Below are 21,323 nucleotides of genomic sequence, written 5' to 3' on the forward strand. Positions count from 1 at the left end.
AATGAACGTTTTAACCAAAAACAAATAATCATGAATAATTTTAAAGAATTAAAAGTTTGGCAGAAGGCAATAGAACTTGTCACGGACATGTACAAAAACACACAATCTCAATCAAACAGATTTTGATTTGCTGACTTCAGATTTGGATGAAATACAACGAATGCTGACAGGGCGGCAAAAAACTTTAAAGTAAGAAGCAAATGTTGCAGGTACAATCTCGCAACTCGCAACTCGCTACTCACAACCCGTAACTCAAGACAATGAAACGTTTCTTCGGATTTGTAAAAAAAGAATTTTATCACATCTTCCGCGATGTGCGGACCATGATTATCCTGTTTGGGATACCCGTTGCCCAGCTTTTGCTGTTTGGAACGGTGATTACCAACGAGATCAAAGATGTGCACATCGCGGTCTGCGACCAGTCGAAAGATGAAGTCACCCGCGAAATTACCAACAAGATTTTGTCGTCAGGTTATTTTTTTATGGATCAGTACCTCGAAAGTACAGCGGATATTGAGGCCATCTTTAAAAAAGGAAAAGTAAAAGAGGTGCTGGTTTTTGAACCGGACTTCGCCCGAAACCTCGAACGCGACGGCAAGGCAGCCGTGCAGGTGATCGCCGATGCGTCTGATCCCAACCTGGGGAAAATGCTGGCCGCTTATACCACGGGCATTATCAACGATTATATGCTGAAAGAGATGGGCGAATTGCACATGCCCATGCAGATTAAACCGGAGGTACGCATGTTTTACAACGAAGAGCTGAAGTCGGTTTATCTGTTTGTGCCCGGAATTATGGCCATGATCCTGATGCTGATCTCCGCCATGATGACCTCCATATCCATCACCCGGGAAAAAGAGCTGGGTACCATGGAGATTCTGCTGGTGTCGCCGTTGCGCCCGGTACAGATCATCCTTGGCAAAGTGGCGCCCTACCTGGGTTTATCTGTTATCAATGCCTTGATTATTTTGTTGATTGGCCACTTCGTATTTGGCGTCCCCATTCACGGGAGTTGGTTTTTGTTGATGGCGGAGAGTATCCTGTTTATCCTGATGGCGCTGTGTTTGGGTATTCTGATCTCCTCGGTTGCCAAAAACCAAATGGTGGCCATGTTTATCTCCATGATTGCGCTGATGTTGCCAACGATCCTGCTGTCGGGATTTATCTTCCCGATCGAAAACATGCCTTATCCATTGCAGCTTTTGTCGAATATCATGCCGCCGCGCTGGTTCATTGTCATCCTGAAAAACATCATGCTGAAAGGCGCCGGCTTCCTGTACGTGTGGAAAGAAAGCCTGATCCTGCTGGGCATGGCAGCGGTTTTTACCGCGATTGCCGTGAGAAAATTTAAAACGAGACTTGAGTAGTGAGTGGTGAGTAGTTGAACTCGAAACTCGCGATTCGTAACCCGAAACCTTAAAAAGATGAAAACTATCCGATACATTCTTCAAAAAGAATTCATCCAGGTATTCCGAAACAAAACCATGTTACCCATGATCTTTGTGTTGCCGCTGGTGCAAATGCTGATCCTGGTGTTTGCAGCAACCTACGATTTGAAAAACGTGGATATTTATGTGGTTGACCAGGATCTGTCGGCAACTTCGCGCGAACTGACAGGCAAATTTGAAGGTTCGCCGTTTTTTCGCTTGCACGACGCGTCGTTTGATCTGCAGGATGCCGAGAACAGTTTCAAAAAAGAAGAGGCGGATTTTGTGTTGGTGATTCCGCAGGGTTTTGAACGTTCGTTGGTCCGTGAAGAAGAGGCTAGAGTGCAGCTGCTGATCAACGCGATTGATGGTAGTAAAGCCTCACTGATTTATTCCTACACCCTGGGGATCCTTTCGGGATTCAACAAGTCGGTGATTGCCGAATGGAAAGGTCTGCCCGAATTTAACCCACCCAGGCGAATCGAGGTGAAAGACAGCTATTGGTACAATCCCGAACTGGATTACAAGTGGTACATGGCGCCGGGCATCCTGGCTATTTTGGTAACGATTATCGGCATGTTTTTGTCGGGCATGAACCTGGTGCGCGAAAAGGAAATCGGCACCATTGAGCAACTCAACGTGACTCCCATTAAAAAGTACCAGTTTATTTTGGGTAAGCTGGCGCCGTTCCTGGTCATTGCTTTGTTCGACCTGGCTTTTGGGCTGATTATTGCCCGCGTGGTTTTCGACCTTCCCATCATGGGCAGCCTGCCTTTGCTGTTTGGTTTTGCTGCCCTTTACCTGGTTGGCGTACTTGGTCTGGGACTGTTTATTTCGACGGTTACCGAAACCCAGCAGCAAGTAATGTTTGTAACCTTCTTCTTTATGATGATTTTCATCCTGATGGGCGGCATATTCACCCCGGTCGAAAGTATGCCTCATTGGGCGCAATGGCTCGACCGTATCAACCCAATCTACTATTTTATGCGGATTATGCGCATGGTTGTGCTGAAAGGCTCCGGTTTTTCCGATTTATTGGATGAATTTGTTTCACTGACCGTGATTGGTGTCTCGTTCTTAAGTCTGGCCATCTGGCGCTACCGGAAAACGAGTTGACCGAAAGGTAAAAGCACCTTATTTTGGTGGTTTTCGTATATATTCCTGTTAAGAAGAAAGGAGGGAATGATGATACCGGTTATTGAGGGAACGCAATTCGGGATGATTACGATCTCGGGCAGACAATATAATTATGATGTGCTGATCCGCCTGAACGGGCAGATTGAAAAACGGAAAAAGAAATTATCGAAGGAGAAATACGGAACCTCGCATAAAATTTCGTTGGAAGAAGCAGTTACTATTTATGAGCCAGGAGCAAAACAACTCATTATTGGTACTGGTCAGATTGGCTATGTAAAGCTTTCAGAAGAGGCAGCTTCGTTTTTTAAGCAAAAGAATTGTCAGGTACGACTGGTTGATACCCTGCAGGCGGTTCACGTATGGAATGCCGCTGAAGGAAAAGTAATCGGAATGTTCCATGTTACCTGCTGACTATTTTTTACTTAAAACCACTAGTGTCCCATTAAAATCGGGACGTATTAATAATTAAACAAATTTGGCTCATTAAGGCTAAAACGTTCTTTGTCATTTTGAAATTTAGTTCTATCAAATAGGTCTCGAAGATTAGTTTTATCTGTTAAAGATATGCTCAATCTGCAAGACCTCATATGTGCTTCTATCAAGTTGCATGTCCTTTTGGACGATTGCCACCAAGCAGTAAGTGCACATGGCAGCGTAGATTTGAATCCGAACAGCATTTTCAGTAGTACCCCAAAACTTTTTGATTTTCAGATGTTGCTTTAACCATTTGAAGAACAGCTCGACTTGCCAGCGGTTCTTGTAAAGTTCAGCAACCTGCAATGCAGAAATGTGCATTGCATTGGTCAAGAATACAAGCTCACGCTTTTGTTCTTCATCCCAATATCTGACCAATCTAAGATGCTCTGGATAGTATTGCTTAGGATAAAACCCAGTCAATTCAATTGTTACATCTGAAAGCACGTTCTTGGGCAATCTTCGTTTCCATTTGATCATCTTGCATTGTAGATTCTTTTTGGCTCTTAAAACATAGAAAGCTCCTATTTGATGAATCTTATACAACATCTTGAAGTGATTATATGCACGGTCAAATATGTAATATGAGCCTGATTCATAAGGGATCTCTTTCATGGCAGTAGAGTCGTGAACAGATGCTTCAGTGATATGGAAAAATGCAGGTATCTGTGTCTCCACATCGTATAATGCATGTACTTTGATTCCACCTTTTTTCTTACGGAACTTCGCCCACCAGAATACCGAAAGGCATAAGTCAATTGTCGTTGAATCAAAAGCATAGACATTGCCTTCAAGCTTGAAGATGTCAGCAACGCGTTTCTGCCTGGCTTCGTTTACCAGATAGTAAGCATACTCTTCAAAGATGTGATAGTCCCTGTCTTGATTGGCTCTGGCCAGTGATGATTTTGAAATGTTCTTGCCCAATCCCAAATGATAAGATTTGGAGTGATGAGCATCAAGTGCGACGATCAAATCTCTAAGACTTTCACGATTTGACAATTGCCCGAACATCAGAGATAGCAATTGATTCCAACAAGTGAAATGCTTCACGTATTTGTCGCCATTGTATTTGGCAACAATACGATTGAATTTGCTTCGATTCAGAAACGAGACCAGTTGAGCGAAAACGTATTTGTCTTGATACATATGCAATCAGAATAATCTGATGCAAAACTAAAAATTCAAGTCCGTTCGCTCGAAAAATGGATACAACTAACTAAATTTCAAATACATCAAAGAACTTTTTTAGTTTTTAATGGGACGGTAATGACTTAAAACATAGAATTCAGTAAAACCATTTCATATTTTTTTGGCATATGCTCATCATTTTTTCTAATTTTAACCGGGAAGAATGTGATCAAGTTGCGCCGGAATTTCTTATATTTATTTCAGTCTGTCAGTTATTTCCTATGAGCGTACCCGATGAGAAGATCTTGATAAACGCATTGAAGCAAAGTGACAAGAATGCATTTGATGCAATCTATTACAGATGTCACAAAAAGCTTTTTGCTTTCTCATTGAAATTTCTGAAAGACCGGGACGAAACGGAAGATCTGATCCAGAAAGTGTTTACCATTTTGTGGGAACGCCGGTTGCATCTGGATGAAAATAAGTCGGTTGAAGGCTATCTTTTTCGGATCGTGCGGAACGAGATTTACGATATTTTAAAACTTCGGGCCATCCGCGGGCATTACAGCGATTATGTGGTTAACAGCCAGGAGGCAGATTTAGATGAGCTGGAAAAAAAGAAGATAATTGAGCAGGTTTTTCAGTTGGTTGATCATTTGCCTGAGCGGCGCGCTCAAATTTTCCGGATGAGTAAAGAAGAAGGATTAACTTACAGGCAGATTGCCGAAATTCTGCAGATCTCCGAAAATACGGTGGATACCCAGATCCGCCACAGCCTCGATTATTTAAGAAAAGAAATGCACAAACTCAGGCTGATCATCCTGAGCATTCTCCCCTGAATTCTTATTTTCTTCAGAACCTCAAAAAAATAACTTTCCCTTTCACGGAAAGAAACGCTTTTCAGGTATTCTTCATTGTAGAATCACGAATACCATGCAAAAGAAGAAGGAAATAAAAGAGCTCCTGGAACGGTTTTCTTTTGGGAAAATCAGTAAAGCCGAGCGAAAAATTGTATTCGATTTCTTTAATGATCCTGAGAATGAACCCCTTGTTTATGACTGGATCGGCGAGAAATGGAATGAAACAGGTGCGGACGAATTAACGGCTGAATTTTCGTCGGCCGACTTACTCAACCGGATTCATCGGAAAATTGAACAGCAAAAACAGTCGGGAGTATCTGTGCTGAAAAAAGGAAATGCACGTTTGAGCCGAATTGCAAAAGTCGCGTTGCGTTATGCAGCGGTATGCCTGCTTGCCTGGGGCGCCCAATGGTATTGGCTGACACAGCTGTCTGAAAGCGCCGGATCACAAAGCTCTTACAACGAAATTGTTGTGCCGCACGGTTCAAAATCGATGATCGTGTTGGGCGACAGTACCAAAGTATGGTTGAACGCCGGCGCCAGGTTTCGTTATCCAACCAATTTTGAACAAAAAGGAAGGGAAATTTTTCTCGAAGGGGAAGCTTATTTCGAAGTCCAAAAGGATGAACACCGCCCTTTTTTAGTCAACATGAACGGCATGAATATTAAAGTGCACGGAACCAAATTCAATGTCAGGGCCTATGCCGGAGATACCCGGATCGAAACGGCCCTGCTGGAAGGTTCGATCGAAGTGATCGGGGTAAAATCAGCGCAGGGCAACGACGATAATTTATTTCTTAAGCCGGGTCAGAAGCTGGTGCTGTTTAAGGAGATTAACCAAGATGATGCGATTTCGGATCATCAGGGAAACCGTTTTGGCGATTCGGCCCCGGTTAAAATAGCACGTGCAGAACTGACGAACCTGCTTAGCGCCGAAAACGAAATTGCCTGGTGTGCGGATAAGCTGGTATTTGAACGGCAACGGTTTGATGAAGTGAAAACCAAACTGGAACGCTGGTACGGCGTAACCATTGATATACAGGATTCGTCGGTCTTGAACTACCGGTTTACGGGAACCTTTGACCAGGAAACTTTTGAACAGGCCATTGGCGCCTTAAAACATGCCGCCTCGTTCGAATATGAATTAAATAAGAAACACGTGATCATTAGAAAAAACAAATAAACGAACTTAAAAATAGCGCCTATGTAAAAACTAAGCCTAACTAAAAAGTAGGGACCAACGAATGCACCACCATTCCCCGGTCCCCGTGTGTAAATTAATTCCAGATAAAAATTATTAACACGTATCAATTCTATGAAAAAAAATTATTACGTACAAGGGAGAGATGCATTAATTTCTCTCTCCGGAAAAATTTTATTAGTCATGAAACTAACTATCGGAATGATCTTATTTTTTGTGTTTCAGGCTACCGCGGTCATTTCCCAGAACACGGTCGCAACCATAAATGTAAAAAACCTGGAAATGGACCGGTTCTTTACGGAAATTGAACGGCAAACCTCCGTGAAATTTCTTTACCGCTACGAGAATATTGAAGGGAAACGGGTCAGCGTTAACATGGAGAATGCAACCGTTGATGAGCTTCTTGAAATGGCGCTTCAGGGCAAAGGGCTCGATTTCAGTAAAATGGGGCATAACCTGATCGTTATTTCCTCAGTAGCCGGTTCCGAACCATCCGCATCGATGCAAAGCAGGAGAGTAACGGGTAAGGTGACGATCGAATCCGGGCTGCCTTTGCCCGGAGTAGGCATTTCGATCCAGGGAACCACGACCGGAACAATCTCCGACGGAGAGGGAAACTATAGTCTGGTGGTTCCGAACGACCAGGCTGTTCTTCACTTTTCATTTATCGGTTATACCCCGCAGGATATTCAGGTAGGAAGCCAAACAATCATAAATGTGGTGATGGTTGAAGAAAAACTGGCGATTGAAGAAGTGGTTGTTACGGCGCTGGGTATCGAAAAAAGTAAAAAGAGTCTGACCTATTCAACCCAGCAGGTCGATATCAACAGCCTGACGGCGATCAAAGATGTTAGCCTGGGGAACGCACTGGCCGGTAAAATCGCAGGAGTTTCCATTACTGCCTCCACCGGGGCCAGCGGTGTTTCCGGAGATCCGCGTATCATCATCCGCGGCGACCGTACCATCAACGGGGTCGCTCAGCCCCTGGTGGTGGTTGACGGGATTCAGATGGGAACCAGCGGAGGCGAACTTTCGGGAATTAATCCCGATGATGTGCAAAGCATAAATGTGCTGAAAGGCCCTGCCGCTTCCGCCCTTTACGGATCAAACGCTCAAAACGGCGTAATTGTGGTGACTACAAAGAAAGGTAAAGCCGGAGCTGCAAAAATAGAAGTCAATTCTGTGACTACTTTCGACTTGCCGTATCTGTATCCTGAGTTTCAAAACGAATATTCACAGGGAACCGGCGGCGCTTTTAATGCACAGGAGTTTGTGAAAAGCTGGGGGGTAAAAATGACCGGGCAAACCGTGGTCGACTGGACAGGGAAAGAAACCAAGCTCTTGCCGCAACGCAATAATGTGAAGGATTTTTTCCGGACCGGAAATAATTTCACCAACAGCTTTTCGTATAGTACCGGAACAGAGAAATCAACCACCTATTTTTCATACAGCAACACGGTGGCTCAGGGCGTTTTGGAAGATAACAGACTGACCCGGCACAATTTTAACATGCGTTTGAATACCGAACTGCTGAAAAACCTGAACATGGATTTTAAGATTACTTATTACCGCCAGCACCTGAACGACAAGCCGGTTACCGGCGACGACTTGTTCAGCCCCATGTTCCAGTTGCTGAAAATGCCACGTAGTATCCGGACCGACGATATTAAAGCGGCTTCGTATTATGATAATGAATTCTCGTTGAAACAATTAACCTGGGCTCCGGGCGCTACAGAAGTGGTGAACCCCTACTGGTCTGAAAAAGGTTACGAAGCGCCGGCTACTACCAACCGGGTAAACACCTTTTTGACCTTGCGCTACGATTTTGCCAGCTGGTTATATGTCCAGTTAAGAGGTGGAATGAATATCGCCAATAACGATGAAGAACGAAAAACCTATTGGGATACGCAGTATATTAACTCCGGACAAGGAAACTATTACACCAGGTTTGGCAAAAATCAAAATATCAACGGCGACGTTTTGCTGGTATTCAACAAAGAACTGGTAAAAAACCTGCGGTTGAATTTGAACCTGGGGGCCGAAATAAAAGATTCGCAGGCCCGGAGTATGGAATCGAACTCCAACGGGCTGACTGCGGAAAATAAATTTGCGTTGAGTTATGCCAAAAGTTTGGTCAGCACCGATGCCGAATCGCGCATTCAGCGTCAGTCTGTTTACGGGATGGGGCAACTAAGTTACCGTGATTTGTTATTTCTGGATGTCACGGCCCGGAACGACTGGAGCTCGACCCTGCCTGCGCCACATGATTATTTTTACCCTTCCGTTGGTTTAACTGCCGTAGTTTCCGATATGTTGACCTTACCGGAATTGATCTCTTTTGCCAAACTGCGCGGTTCTTATGCCGAAGTCGGTAACGGCGCCGGTTTTGCCCAGATTTATAATACATACTCTGCCGCTGCAACGGGGCCGGTGGGAACATTCTATCCTTCAGGAACGAGAATGCCGATCGACCTGATTCCCGAAAAAACCAAATCATGGGAGGCCGGAGGTGAAATCCGGTTTATGGATAACCGACTGGGGATTGACTTTACCTGGTACAAATCGAACACACTCAATCAGTTGATCCTGGTTGTTACGCCTGCTACTTCAGGTTACAGCCAAAGCTGGATCAACTGCGGGAACATTCAAAACAAGGGGATTGAAGTGATGGTTAACGCCATACCTGTAAAAACTTCCGACTTTGACTGGTCAATTGATTTGAATTTCTCGAAGAACAAGAATAAGGTGGTTGAGTTGACCGATATCCAAAAGGAATATGAGGTTAGTTCGCCGAACCTGTCACTTGGACAAACCTGGGCAATTGTAGGCAAACCGTTTGGCGAAATCTATACCTACGGTTATGTGAAAAATGACGCGGGGAAAATTATTGTTGATTCAAGCGGACTGCCAAAGATTGATTATTCGAACACGCCGACCCCCAATACATACCTGGGGAATTTTAATTATGACTGGCAAAGCGGGATGACCAACAATTTGCGTTATAAAAACTGGAATTTGACTTTCCTGATCGACCTGAATTATGGCGGGGTCCGGCAATCGGCTACCGAAGCCATGATGCTGGAAACCGGAACAAGCAAGGCTTCTCTCTTTGGCCGTGAAGGAGGTATCCTGATCGATGGTGTCAAAGATTCAGACGGAACGCCGAATGACATCCGGGTGGATGCCCAGACCTACGCTGCCGCCCTTGGCGGGCGCATCAGCAACGGGGCCGGAGAACCGTTTAGCCACGAGGCCACCAACTCGCGTTTGCGGGAGTTTTCAGTAGGTTACACGATCCCGTTACGGAGCAATATGGTGAAATTGCTGAGGGTTTCCGCAGTAGGGCGTAACCTGTTTTACATCTATAACGGCTGTTCCTGGTTCGATCCCGATGTGACTTATGATGTTGACCGGAACGGACAGGGAGCAGAAAGCGCCTTTTTGCCGGGTATGCGTACCGTGGGTGTTAATGTCCGGTTTACTTTATAATGTAAAATTCTAAATCCCAAGAAGATGAAAAAATATATAACAACTTATTCGTTTGTACTGATCCTTTTGTTGTTTGCCGGAATGTGCGTCCTTCATTCCTGTACGGATGATTTTACGGAATACAATACGGATAAATCTAAAATGATGGCCGTAGGGCCAAAGCAAATGGCCGGCTTATTCTCCCGTACCCAAATGGAAGGAATCAACTGGTTAACTACCGACAACTACAGTCGTATCTCAAGTACCATGGCTAACCACTTTGCCGGTTATATTGTTTGCGGAATTTCTAACCAGGAAACAAATATCATGAATACCGGCTGGCAAAATACCGGGTTTAGCCGGATTTATTCCAGCGCTTACCCGCCTCTTCAAAGTGTCTTTGATGTGTCGCGGAATGGCATAAATGATGCCGCTTACAATGTGGGATTGATCTGGAAGGTATTTTTACTGCACCGCATGACCGATCTTTGGGGGCCTGTTCCCTATTCAAAAGCGGGCAGCGGCGAGGCCGTGGTTCCTTACGAAAGCCAGAGAGATGTTTATTACATGATGTTTGACGACCTGAACAATGCCGTTACTGCCTTGAACGGCCTGTTGCAAAAAACACCGGGATTGAATGTATTTGGCGCCGGCGATATGATCTACAACGGCGATGTTGCCAAATGGGTGAAACTGGCCAATACCATGCGCCTTCGTTTGGCCATACGTATTTCCAATGTGGATGCATCAAAAGCGCAGGCTGAAGCCGAAACTGCTGTGCAATTGGGGACGCTGGAAACCAATGCTGACGATGCTTTGCTGGCAGTAAACAGATGGACCAGCGGCGGCAACGGAATGCCCCGCATGGAGTCGTTCTACCAGGATGTGATGAGCGCCAGCATGGAAAGTTTGCTGAAAGGCTACAACGATCCCCGCATGCAGGAATTTTTCTCTCCGGTCGATCCTGTTAATATCACCGATGCTTTCCCCGATGAATTAAAAACAAATGCGGGTGGATATCACGGGATGGCCAACGGCAGCGAGCCTATTTATTTTCCTTATTTCAGAGCGTATTCGAAGTATGGTCCACGCTTTAAAGACGGCAACCAGTTGGTGACGCCGGTCAATATCATGAATGCTTCGGAAGCCTGGTTCCTGAAAGCCGAAGGCGCCTGGAGAGGCTGGAATATGGGGAGCGGCACCGCCCAGTCGTTTTACGAAAAAGGGATTGAAATCTCTATCAAACAATGGAGGGGAACAACCTTTTCATCCACAGCAATTACTGATTATATTAACGGAACGACCACCCCGGTGGCTCCGGGAAATTACCCGTATAACGATCCGCCGATGACGAACATCCCGGTAAAATTTTCAACCGACAAAACAACCCAGTACGAGCAGATTATCACGCAGAAATGGCTGGCATTGTTCCCCATCAGTGTTGAAGCTTTCGCTGAATACCGGAGAACACGTTTGCCAAAAATTTATATGAAGAAGTATTCGGCCAATGCCAATGTCAATCCGGCAAACGGGCAAATCGTAACCCGGCTTCCATTTACGACAGGAGAGAAAACTTCTCAGCCCGACGAAGTTGAAAAAGCCGTTCAGTTGCTTGGAGGACCCGACCTGGAAACCACCCCTCTGTGGTGGGATGTGAATAACAACGGGAATTAGTTGTCTGAATTACCAACTAACTGTAACCATGATAAAAAACCTGACAGGCCCCAAAAACCTGTCAGGTTTATTTCAACGTAACCGGCGTCGGTGATGACGCTGGCTTTAAATAATTTTCAGAAAATTGAACAACGATGAAACTAAAAATCTGCCTGTCCGGGCTGTTTCTGCTTTTTGCCCTGTTGTTGGGTGCACAGCCTATCGATTTTGTCGTAAAACCTTATCTGCAGCAGCTAACCGACAGTTCATTCCGGTTGCTGTGGGAAACTTCGCTGCCCGGGCGAGGCGCTGTAAAATTTGGCGAAGCCGAATTTAATGTCCTTCAACCCGATCTCAACCAACTTTTTCAGGAGCAAAAATCAGATACTTTTCACCGGGTGGTGGTAAACGGCTTAAAAGCCGGGGGGCGCTATTTCTACCAGGCCGTCACGATCGGCGAAAAAAAAGATACCCTGTGGGGGCCGGTAACACCGCTTCATATTCCTGATTACGGGCAAATGCCGGTATCGTTTACCGTGGTGGGCGATACACAGGGAAATCCCAGGGTGTGGGGACGAATTGCCGGTCTGATGCAACGCGAACGGCCTTCGTTTGTGATTCATGCCGGCGATCTGGTTCAGTACGGACCGCACAAAGACGACTGGACGGATGAATTTTTCAAACCCGCTGCTGAATTGTTTCGCTTTTGCCCGCTTTATCCAACCATCGGCAATCATGAAATGAACCATGACTGGTTTTACCGGTATCTCGACCTGCCCGATCCGGAGTGGTTTTATACCGTGAAAAAAGGGGAGGTGCTTTTTATTTTCGTCAATACCAACAAAGACATTCTTCCCGGTTCGGAGCAGTACAGCCGCCTGCAGCAGATTTTGGCCGCTTCGCCCGAAACCTGGAAAGTGATGATTCACCATCACCCGGTTTATACCTCCGATGAAAAAGCGTATGGAAATAGCTGGTTTCAGCGGCAGCATCACGGCGACCCCAACCACATGCACCTGAAAAAACTGTACGAAACTTATGGCGTAGATGTGGTTCTGAACGGACACGTCCACCTGTACGAACGAACCTGGCCCATTGCCAACGATCGCATTGATTTTGAAAACGGTGTGCAGTATATCAGCCTGGGCGGGGGCGGGGGCAGCCTCGATCCGGCGGTGGCAAACCGAAACTGGTACATGGTCAAAACACGCAGTTCGCATCATTTTCTGAGCGTAAAGATCGCCGGCAACCGTTTTTTTGCCGAAGCCATCGACACGTCGGGCATTATTTTCGACTCGTGGACGATTGAAAAAAATGCCGGTTATAAGCGGTTGAATGCTCCTTTGATTACAGAAACCAAACAATATTTCATCGATTCAACAACGGTCAGTCTTCACAACCTGAATGGCAGGGGCGAATTGGTGTATCAATTGTCTGAAGGCGAGTTGAATGCCGGCACGAAGGAGACGGTCAACCTTCATTTAAACGAAAGCCTTACCCTTTCAGCTTTTGTGAGCGATGAAGATCAAAAGAGCTGCATAGCTGAAAAGACTTTTGTCAAATTACCGGTTTTTCAGTCGGTTAAAAAGGCGACCAGGGGAGTTACTGCCGCGTATTTTGAAGGCGACTGGACTGCCCTGCCCGATTTCGCCAAACTAAAACCTTTAAAAACATTCCAATCCGATTCTGTAAGCCTGCAAAACATCCAACCCCGCGCGCAAGACCATTTTGCCGTGCGCTTTACCGGAAGTTTTTCCGTTCCCGAAACAGCCGTCTATCGCTTTCTGTTGCAATCGTTCGATGGCAGCAAGTTGTTTATCGACGAAAAAGAAGTTATCAGCAATGATGGCATTCACTACGAAATCAGCAAAGAAAACTTTATCGGTTTGGAGAAAGGGCTGCATGCCTTCGAAATTCAGTATTTCGATTTTGTCAGGCGTGAAACCTTGAATGTTTGGATTGGGCGGAGCAAGGAAAAGATGCTGAATTTTAATAAATTCATCGTCTCTAACTAAATCAAATGTTATGAAACCATCACTTGTATTTTGTATTGTTTTGTTTCTTTTATTCACCGGTTGCACCCTTCAGAAAGAGGTGGCCGTTTACGACCTGACCTGTGAAAATCTTGAAAACCCGTTGGGGATTGCGACCGGCACGCCGCGTTTTGGCTGGAAAATCCGGAGCAGGCTAAACGGCACGGAGCAAACCGCTTACCAGGTGATGGTGGCCGGCGATCCTGCTCTTTTGCATAAAAACAAGGCCGATCTTTGGGATTCCGGAAAGATTTCATCTTCAGAAAGTATTTGGGTCCCGTTTGCCGGGAAAGCCCTGGCCCCGGGAACGCCTGCCTGGTGGAAAGTGCGTGTGTGGGACGCTGCCGGAAATGTTTCGGACTGGAGTCCGCTTGCACAATTTAGCATTGGCTTATTAAATGAAGAAGACTGGCAGGCCGAATACATCGGTTTTCCGACTGACGCGGGCTACAGAGAGTGCCCCCAGTTCCGGCAATCCTTTCAGGCATATCAAAAGGGCGAAAAATTGCTGCTTCATGTCAATTCGCTGGGTTATCACGAAGTTTACCTGAACGGTGAAAAGGTGGGCGAAGGTGTGCTCAGCCCGGCTGTTTCACAGTTTGATAAACGTTCGCACACAATCACCTACGATGTGTCGCCTTTTGTAAAGAAAGGCCAAAACGAACTGTTGTTGTGGCTGGGAAGCGGCTGGTACACCGAAGGTTTGCCGGGTGTGGCCCACAATGGCCCCTTGGTGAAAGCGCAGCTGGAGCGTTTTTCCAAAGGGATTCGCGAAATTGTTCTCTTCACCGGATCAAACTGGCTTGGCAGGAAAAGCGCCTACACGCGGCAGGGCAACTGGAGGCCGCATCAGTTTGGCGGCGAAATACTGGACGGGACGATGGCAAAGAGCGACTTAAACCCAGAAAATCAGCCGGAAAGAAGCTGGTCTCCTGTTTCGGTTGTAACGGTTCCCGCGCATCAGGTAAGTCCGCAAATGGTCGAGTTGAATAAGATCACCGAAGTGCTGAAACCAGTTGAAATCAGCCAGGCCGGTAAAGACACATTTTTGGTTGATATGGGAAAATGCCTGACCGGCTGGACGGAGGTTCGTTTCCCGAAACTGCAAAAGTCGCAGGAAATCGTGCTGGAATATGCCGATCACCTGGATAAAAACGGCAACCTGGCCAAGCAGCGGCAAACCGACCGCTATATTGCATCAGGCGAAGAATCGGAAATCTTCAAAAATAAGTTCAATTACCACGCTTACCGCTACCTGCGTATTTCGAATTTAACCGAGGCACCTTCACCCGAAAACATCACGGCTTACCTGATCCATACGGGCTACAGGCAGGCTTCCGGCTTTAGCTGTTCCGATCCCGACTTAAACCAGATTCACGACATGCTGTTTTATACGCTCTGTTGCCTGAGCCTTGGAGGCGACCTGGTGGATTGCCCGCACATCGAGCGGCTGGGCTACGGCGGCGACGGAAATGCTTCCACCGTAACGGCGCAAACCATGTTCAACCTGGGGCCGCTTTATACCAACTGGCTGCAGGCCTGGGCCGACTGTGTGCGCGACGACGGCGGGATGCCGCATACCGCGCCCAATCCGTATCCTGCAGGCGGCGGTCCGTACTGGTGCGGGTTTATCATCACCGCTTCGTGGCAAACATTTTTGAATTACGGCGACACGCTTCTTCTGAAAAAACATTACCCGGTGATGCAAAAATGGCTGGGCTACGTCGATCAACACACTGTTGACGGGCTTCTGAAACGCTGGCCCGACACCGATTACCGGGGCTGGTACCTCGGCGACTGGGCAACGCCCACCGGGATCGATCAAACCGCCGAAGCTTCGGTAAACGTGGTGAATAACTCGTTTGTCGCCGTTTGTTTGGATAACATGCAGAAAATTGCCCGTGTTCTCGGTAAACCGGAAGATGAAAAGATGTATGCAGCCCAAAAAGAACAACTTCAGCGAAAAATTCATGAAACCTGTTTTGACGGTTCAAATTTTACATACGGAACCGGAACACAAATCGACCTTGCTTTTCCGATGATTGCCGGGGTGGTTCCCGAAGACCAACAGGAAGAGGTGAAAAAGTCTCTTTTTCATGAAACAGAAATCAACCGGAACGGGCATTTCGCCTGTGGTTTGGTGGGTTTGCCGGTAATTACAGAATGGGCCGTTAAAAATCAGGCCGCCGGATGGATGTATTCGATGCTGAAAAAGCGCGGGTATCCGGGATACCTCTACATGATCGACAATGGCGCCACCACCACCTGGGAACACTGGAACGGCGACCGCAGTCGTATTCACAACTGTTACAACGGCATTGGTTCCTGGTTTTATCAGGCGGTTGGCGGAATTTGTCCGGCCGAAGATGTCCCGGCCTGGCGAAAAGTCCGCATCCAACCGCAAATCCCCGAAGGAGTGACCTGGGCCAAAACATACAAGGAAACCCCTTTTGGGAAACTGTCGGTAAACTGGAACCTGGTGGAAAACAGGCTGGAGATGGAGCTTGAAATCCCGGTGGGAACGGAGGCAGAGATTGTTCTCCCCGAAGGAGAGAAAAAATATACCCTCGATGGCGCTGAAAAAGAACTTCAGCAAGAAGCGAATGGCGTAATACTGAAAAGCGGGACGTATAAAATCAGTTATAAAATTTAGCAGGAGATGGTTCGGACTTGGGGTTTGATTTTTCTTTTCGCAGTTGGCTTTCGTTTTTTTCCGGCAGCGCAGGAAATTGTGCCGGAGGAAGTGATGCAGCAAATTTATGAAGAAATAAAAGCGCCTCACAAATATGGACTGGTGCTGGTTCCCGCAGAAGGTAAAATGGTGGACAGTCCAAGTGTTTTTCGCTTTAAACGGGCTTGGTACATGGCCTACATTGTTTTTGATGGAAAAGGCTACGAAACCTGGTTGGCCAAAAGCAACGATTTGCTGAACTGGGAAACGCTCGGGAAAATCATGTCGTTTACCGAAGCTGGCTGGGATGCCAGTCAGAAAGCCGGATACATTGCCCTGCAGGATTATGAATGGGGCGGTTCGTACAAAGTCCGGAAATACAACAGAAAATACTGGATGTCGTACCTCGGCGGGGCAAGCAGCGGGTACGAAGCCGGTGTGTTGGGCATCGGGATGGCTTTTTCGAAAAAATTAAGCCGGCCAAACGAGTGGCAACGCTTGGAGCAGCCGGTGATTTCGGCCAACGACGATGATGTGCGCTGGTACGATCATCAAACCATCTACAAAAGCACCGTCATTCAGGATAAACAAAAATCGCTTGGCCACCCTTTTGTGATGTTTTACAATGCCAAAGGCAGCGACAAAGCCAACGGAAAAGCAGAGGCGGAGCGGATTGTTATGGCTGTTTCCGACGATATGCTTCACTGGAAACGTTTTGGCGAGACGCCGGTGATTGATCACCAGAAAGGCATTTCGGGTGACGCCTTTATCACCAAAATCGGCGATCTGTGGGTGATGTTTTATTTCGGCGCGTTTTGGAAACCCGGCGCGTTCGATCGTTTTGCCTGTTCGTACGATCTGGTCAACTGGACCCGCTGGGAAGGCGACGATTTGATCAGCCCGTCGGAAGACTATGACAGCCGGTATGCACACAAACCATTTGAAATTAAAAACAAAGGGGTGATTTACCATTTTTATTGTGCCGTCGATGATAAGGAAAACCGGGGGATTGCTGTCGCTACCTCAATCGATTTGGGGAAAAGCAAGCTTCGGTTTCAGAAATAAGCAAAAATTTTACGTGAACAACTAAACCAAACATACCATGAAAAAATTTTTGACCATTCTCATTTTTGCAGCTTTTGCAGGCATCACTACTTTTGGACAGACATCAGGCACGATCATCATGGACGAGGTGGTGCGCGTTCCGGCCCGGCACGAAATCGCCTTGCCCGATATTCCCGGCTACAAAACCCTGAAGTGCGATTTCCACGTTCATACCGTATTTTCGGATGGCGTGGTGTGGCCGACTTTACGGGTCGATGAGGCCTGGGAAGACGGGCTCGACGCCATCGCCATCACCGATCACATTGAAGGGCACCCGAAAAAACTTCCCGGACAAAATCACCAGTCGTACGAAATTGCTTTGCCCGTGGCCAAAGCCAAAAATATCATCCTGGTAAAAGGCGGTGAAATTTCACGCGGTATGCCTCCCGGCCATTTAAATGCCATTTTTGTAACCGATGTGAATGCACTGAATCTCCCCGACTGGATGGAAGCCATTGGCGAAGCAATTCGCCAGGGCGGTTTTGTGATGTGGAACCATCCCGGTTGGCGCAAACAGCAGCCCGAAATAACCCGATGGATGGCCGAACACGAAGCCATCTGGCAAAAAGGCTGGATGCACGGTATTGAAGTTTTCAACGAAAAAGAATGGTACCCCGAAGCCCTGCAGTGGGCGCAGGATAAAAACCTGGCCATCATTGGTAACTCCGACATTCACGACGCCTATAAAAAACGCTATCACACCGAACGGTTTCCAATCCGCCCGGTTACGCTGGTTTTTGCCAAAGAACGTACCGAAGAATCGCTGAAAGAAGCCATGTTTGCCCGTCGTACCGCCACGCTTTTCTTTAATAAACTGGTGGGGCCGAAGGAGCTGGTTGACCCCCTTGTACAGCAATCCATCAGCGTATCGGATCCCTTTTTGTACGATGGCGGGTTCATCTATTTTGAGGTGAAAAATTCGTCCGACATCGAATTTACGCTGCTGAAAACCGGGAACGACGATTCGGGCCTTCCTGAAAAAAACATTCTGCCTCGCCAAAGCACGGTCGTCGCCCGTGTAAAACAGGAAAAAGGACAAGTCCGCACGTATTCTTTTAAACTCGAGAATGTGCTGACCGGAGTAGAACAATACGGCGAATATTTCATTAGCATCAAATAGAACAAATGAAGAAAATTTTGCTTCAGACCGGTATTATTTTGTTTTTATTATTGCACGGATTTTTGCCAAAGGTCGCTGCAATCCGTTTTACCCCGCTTTATCCGGTTGGTAACTCAATTTCGCTGAACGGAATTTGGAAATTCAAATACATTCCTTCGAGCATGATTGGCCCCGATTCGATGTTTTATCCCGAGGGTTTTGAGGTTTCAAAATGGGACCATATAAAAGTCCCCGGACACTGGGAACTTCAGGGTTTTGCCGAACCCAAATACAAGTCGGTGGACGAGGGTACCGGCCTTTACCGTACCACTTTTACAGTGCCGGAATCGTTTCGTGAACGACAGGTTTTTATCCGGTTTGAAGGAGTCCAATATGCTTACGAAGTGTATGTAAACGGACAAAAAGCCGGCGAGTGGAGTAGTTCGTACAATGCAGCCAGTTTTAATATCACGGATTTGGTGCAGCCCGGAAAAGAGAATACGTTGGCAGTAAGGGTTTCAACCCGTTCCAAAGGATATCAGTTCGACCTTAACGACTGCTGGGCTTTGTCGGGTATTTTTCGGGATGTGACCCTTTTCAGTACGCCGGATTTGCATATCGATGATTTCACGGTACAGACTTTTTTGAACAACGACCGGTCGGCCAACATAAGAATCGCTGTCAAACTTCAGGATGAGAAAAAAGAAATTTCAGGAAGTTATGTATTGAAGGCGATATTGAATTCTCCGGAAGGAAAAGTTGTTCAGGAAAAATCATGGGTGGCTCAAACAGAAAACAGCGCCGAATTGACTGTCAATTTTCCTGAATTGTGGACTGCCGAAACGCCGGCGTTGTATTCTCTTGCGCTTTCATTACTGAAGGATGGCAACGAAATACAGCGCGTCAATCAGAAAGTGGGCATCCGGGAAGTCAAAATCGACGGCACCGTTTTGAAGCTGAACGGGAAAGCTCTCAAGCTGCGCGGTGTCGATCACCACGACCTGGTGCCGGAAACCGGCAGGACACTCAGCAGGGAACAGATTCTGAACGATTTGTTGCTGATGAAAAGGGCGAATATCAATTTTGTTCGCACCTCGCATTATCCATCCGACCGCCGGACGCTGGATGTGTGCGACAGCCTGGGCTTTTATGTGATTTGCGAGGTTCCTTTCGGCTTTGGGAACAGCTTTCTGGAAGATTCAAGCTATCAGAATATACTTTTAACACGTGCCAAGGCAACCTTGTTACGCGATAAAAACCATCCTTCGGTAATTTTGTGGAGCTTGGGAAATGAAAATCCGGTAACACCGATAACCAATATTACTGCCCAATATGTAAAAACAACCGATCCAACACGTCCGGTCTGTTATCCTCAAATGGGTTCGTATTTCAACGAGAATTATCAAAACATCCCCGATTACATGGATGTTTACGCTCCACATTACCGTGATGCTGAATGGGTAAAAAGCTTTGCTAAGGAAACCAACCGCCCGGTAATCATGACCGAGTACGCCCACGCGCTGGGCCTGGCTTTTGGCAATATGGCCAGTATCTGGAAAGAAATGTTCCGCAACGAAGCGTTTGCCGGCGGCGCAGTGTGGCATTTTCACGATCAGGGAATTCTGCGGAAAGCTGAAAAACCGGTCGATACCAGTCAACTGGCTTACGATGTGTGGATTGATTCGCTGAATTATTACAACACCACCCTCGATGGCGCCGATGGCATTGTGTATGCCGACCGTACTCCTCAAACCGACTATTGGCAGGTGCGAAAAGTTTATTCGCCGGTGCAGGTGATTGAAAAGGAGATCAACGTCGTTCAGGGGAAACAGGAAGTGAATGTTACGGTTTATAATCAGTACGATTTTACCAACCTGAATACGCTGTCCGGAACCTGGGAATTGTTCCGCAACCGTGAAGTAATTCAGCAGGGCGGGTTAAAAATAAACTGCGCGCCACACGATACCGTCCGTGTTTCTATCCCCTGTACTATTGCCGAAAATCCTGAAAATGCCGTTTGGCTGCTCCGGCTCCGCTTCAGCGACCCCGACAGGATCCCGGTGTTTGAACATACCATCCGGTTGTCAACCGAAAATCAGATGGAAGCTATTTTTAAAGCAATCCGGGAAGGACTGCCTGTAAAACATGTGAAAATCAGCGGTGAAGACAACGAAACAATCCTCAAAACAAAAGATTTTATCTGCACCATCCACGACGGTACCATGCCGGTGTCGCTGGTTTCCCGAAAACGAAAAGCAGAATTGCTGAACAGCGAAATTTATGTCCGCACAGGACGTATCCCGCAAATGGCCGATGTAACAGTCAGGGACAGGTTTTTCCCCGAAACCGGCGATTATTATTGGGAACCGCATCTGCTAAAATCCTCGCGGACCGCCGTTTCTGAAACAAAAAACACCACAGACGAATATCAGGTATTGGCAAATAAAACATTCAGAAGGGGCGAGAATTTTCCGGGACAAAAAATAGAAGCCGGATTTTTGTATACCCTCAAAAACAACGGGATATTGGAACTCAATTATAACTTATCTCCCGAGAACTGTACCGGATTTTTTCTTGAAGCCGGAGTTTCGCTGATCCTGCCTGCGACAACCGATCAGTTCTTATGGTTGGGCGACGGGCCGTATGTTTCGTATCCCGAAAAGAACGAACTGAACGATTTTGGAATCCACCAGATTCATAAAGAAGACCTGAATTTCAAAGGAAACCGCACCAATGTAGAGATCGCTGTTCTTACTGACCGTAAAGGAAATGGATTGGCCCTGCTGGGCGATCAGAAAAATATTTCAGTCGAACTACGGAACAATCAGGTCGTGGTAAGCCACAATTCAATAGTATCCGGAGTGGGCAATAAAAAGAACATGCCTACGCCTGTTTTTCCGGCGAACGATATTTCTTCTATCAGCGGGAAACTCGAAATTATTCCGTTGGTTGAAGGCCGGTGGCCGGAAAAGCTGAAGGAAATTTTCGGGGCGGAAATAAAGCCGGTTATTCCGTTCAAACCATTTTATTACAGTTACGATACCAGTTATTAGTCAAATAAATTAAAA

13 protein-coding genes are annotated in these 21,323 nt (G+C 46.7%); 12 read left to right on the forward strand and 1 reads right to left on the reverse strand.

Annotation, left to right across the window (positions count from 1 at the left end; translation table 11 throughout):
* The first annotated feature begins 260 nt into the window (after positions 1 to 260).
* The 3 genes from ACOIT5_RS13525 to ACOIT5_RS13535 all read left to right on the forward strand — a co-directional run bounded on the left by ACOIT5_RS13525 (position 261) and on the right by ACOIT5_RS13535 (position 2,975).
* A complete protein-coding gene (locus ACOIT5_RS13525; protein WP_423126686.1) occupies positions 261 to 1,367 on the forward strand; it encodes an ABC transporter permease in 1,107 nt (368 codons plus the stop codon).
* 57 nt (positions 1,368 to 1,424) lie between these two features.
* A complete protein-coding gene (locus tag ACOIT5_RS13530; protein WP_423126687.1) occupies positions 1,425 to 2,543 on the forward strand; it encodes an ABC transporter permease in 1,119 nt (372 codons plus the stop codon).
* A gap of 66 nt (positions 2,544 to 2,609) precedes the next feature.
* The gene (locus ACOIT5_RS13535; protein WP_423126688.1) at positions 2,610 to 2,975 is read left to right on the forward strand and encodes an MTH938/NDUFAF3 family protein; all 366 of its coding nucleotides are present in this window, start codon (positions 2,610 to 2,612) and stop codon (positions 2,973 to 2,975) included.
* A 138-nt stretch (positions 2,976 to 3,113) separates the two neighbouring features.
* Here the strand turns inward: ACOIT5_RS13535 and ACOIT5_RS13540 are convergent, their stop codons facing one another.
* Entirely contained in the window at positions 3,114 to 4,184 is a 1,071-nt protein-coding gene (locus ACOIT5_RS13540) for an IS4 family transposase (protein WP_423126649.1), read from the reverse strand.
* A 263-nt stretch (positions 4,185 to 4,447) separates the two neighbouring features.
* Here ACOIT5_RS13540 and ACOIT5_RS13545 point away from each other — a divergent pair, with 263 nt between their 5' ends.
* From ACOIT5_RS13545 to ACOIT5_RS13585, 9 genes are all read left to right on the forward strand, one after another.
* A complete protein-coding gene (locus tag ACOIT5_RS13545; RefSeq protein ID WP_423126689.1) occupies positions 4,448 to 5,005 on the forward strand; it encodes an RNA polymerase sigma-70 factor in 558 nt (185 codons plus the stop codon).
* Positions 5,006 to 5,099: 94 nt separating this feature from the next.
* Entirely contained in the window at positions 5,100 to 6,209 is a 1,110-nt protein-coding gene (locus tag ACOIT5_RS13550; RefSeq protein WP_423126690.1) for a FecR family protein, read from the forward strand.
* 201 nt (positions 6,210 to 6,410) lie between these two features.
* Positions 6,411 to 9,716: a SusC/RagA family TonB-linked outer membrane protein gene (locus tag ACOIT5_RS13555; protein ID WP_423126691.1), complete on the forward strand. Its 3,306-nt coding sequence runs from the start codon at positions 6,411 to 6,413 to the stop codon at positions 9,714 to 9,716.
* 24 nt (positions 9,717 to 9,740) lie between these two features.
* Positions 9,741 to 11,369 carry a SusD/RagB family nutrient-binding outer membrane lipoprotein gene (locus ACOIT5_RS13560; protein ID WP_423126692.1) on the forward strand — a complete coding sequence of 543 codons (1,629 nt, stop codon included), beginning with the start codon at positions 9,741 to 9,743 and terminating at the stop codon, positions 11,367 to 11,369.
* Positions 11,370 to 11,503: 134 nt separating this feature from the next.
* Positions 11,504 to 13,363 (forward strand): metallophosphoesterase, encoded by a 1,860-nt coding sequence (locus ACOIT5_RS13565; protein WP_423126693.1) that lies wholly within the window; start codon positions 11,504 to 11,506, stop codon positions 13,361 to 13,363.
* A gap of 10 nt (positions 13,364 to 13,373) precedes the next feature.
* Complete coding sequence (locus ACOIT5_RS13570; RefSeq protein WP_423126694.1) at positions 13,374 to 16,034, forward strand: family 78 glycoside hydrolase catalytic domain; 2,661 nt, start codon at positions 13,374 to 13,376, stop codon at positions 16,032 to 16,034.
* 6 nt (positions 16,035 to 16,040) lie between these two features.
* Complete coding sequence (locus ACOIT5_RS13575; RefSeq protein ID WP_423126695.1) at positions 16,041 to 17,117, forward strand: hypothetical protein; 1,077 nt, start codon at positions 16,041 to 16,043, stop codon at positions 17,115 to 17,117.
* 37 nt (positions 17,118 to 17,154) lie between these two features.
* On the forward strand, positions 17,155 to 18,276 hold the full coding sequence (locus tag ACOIT5_RS13580) for a hypothetical protein (protein WP_423126696.1): 1,122 nt from the start codon (positions 17,155 to 17,157) through the stop codon (positions 18,274 to 18,276).
* A 5-nt stretch (positions 18,277 to 18,281) separates the two neighbouring features.
* Complete coding sequence (locus ACOIT5_RS13585) at positions 18,282 to 21,308, forward strand: glycoside hydrolase family 2 TIM barrel-domain containing protein (protein WP_423126697.1); 3,027 nt, start codon at positions 18,282 to 18,284, stop codon at positions 21,306 to 21,308.
* The last annotated feature ends 15 nt before the right edge of the window (positions 21,309 to 21,323 follow it).

Origin of the sequence: Gaoshiqia hydrogeniformans (assembly GCF_049347105.1) — a bacterium.
Lineage (GTDB): Bacteria > Bacteroidota > Bacteroidia > Bacteroidales > Prolixibacteraceae > Gaoshiqia > Gaoshiqia hydrogeniformans.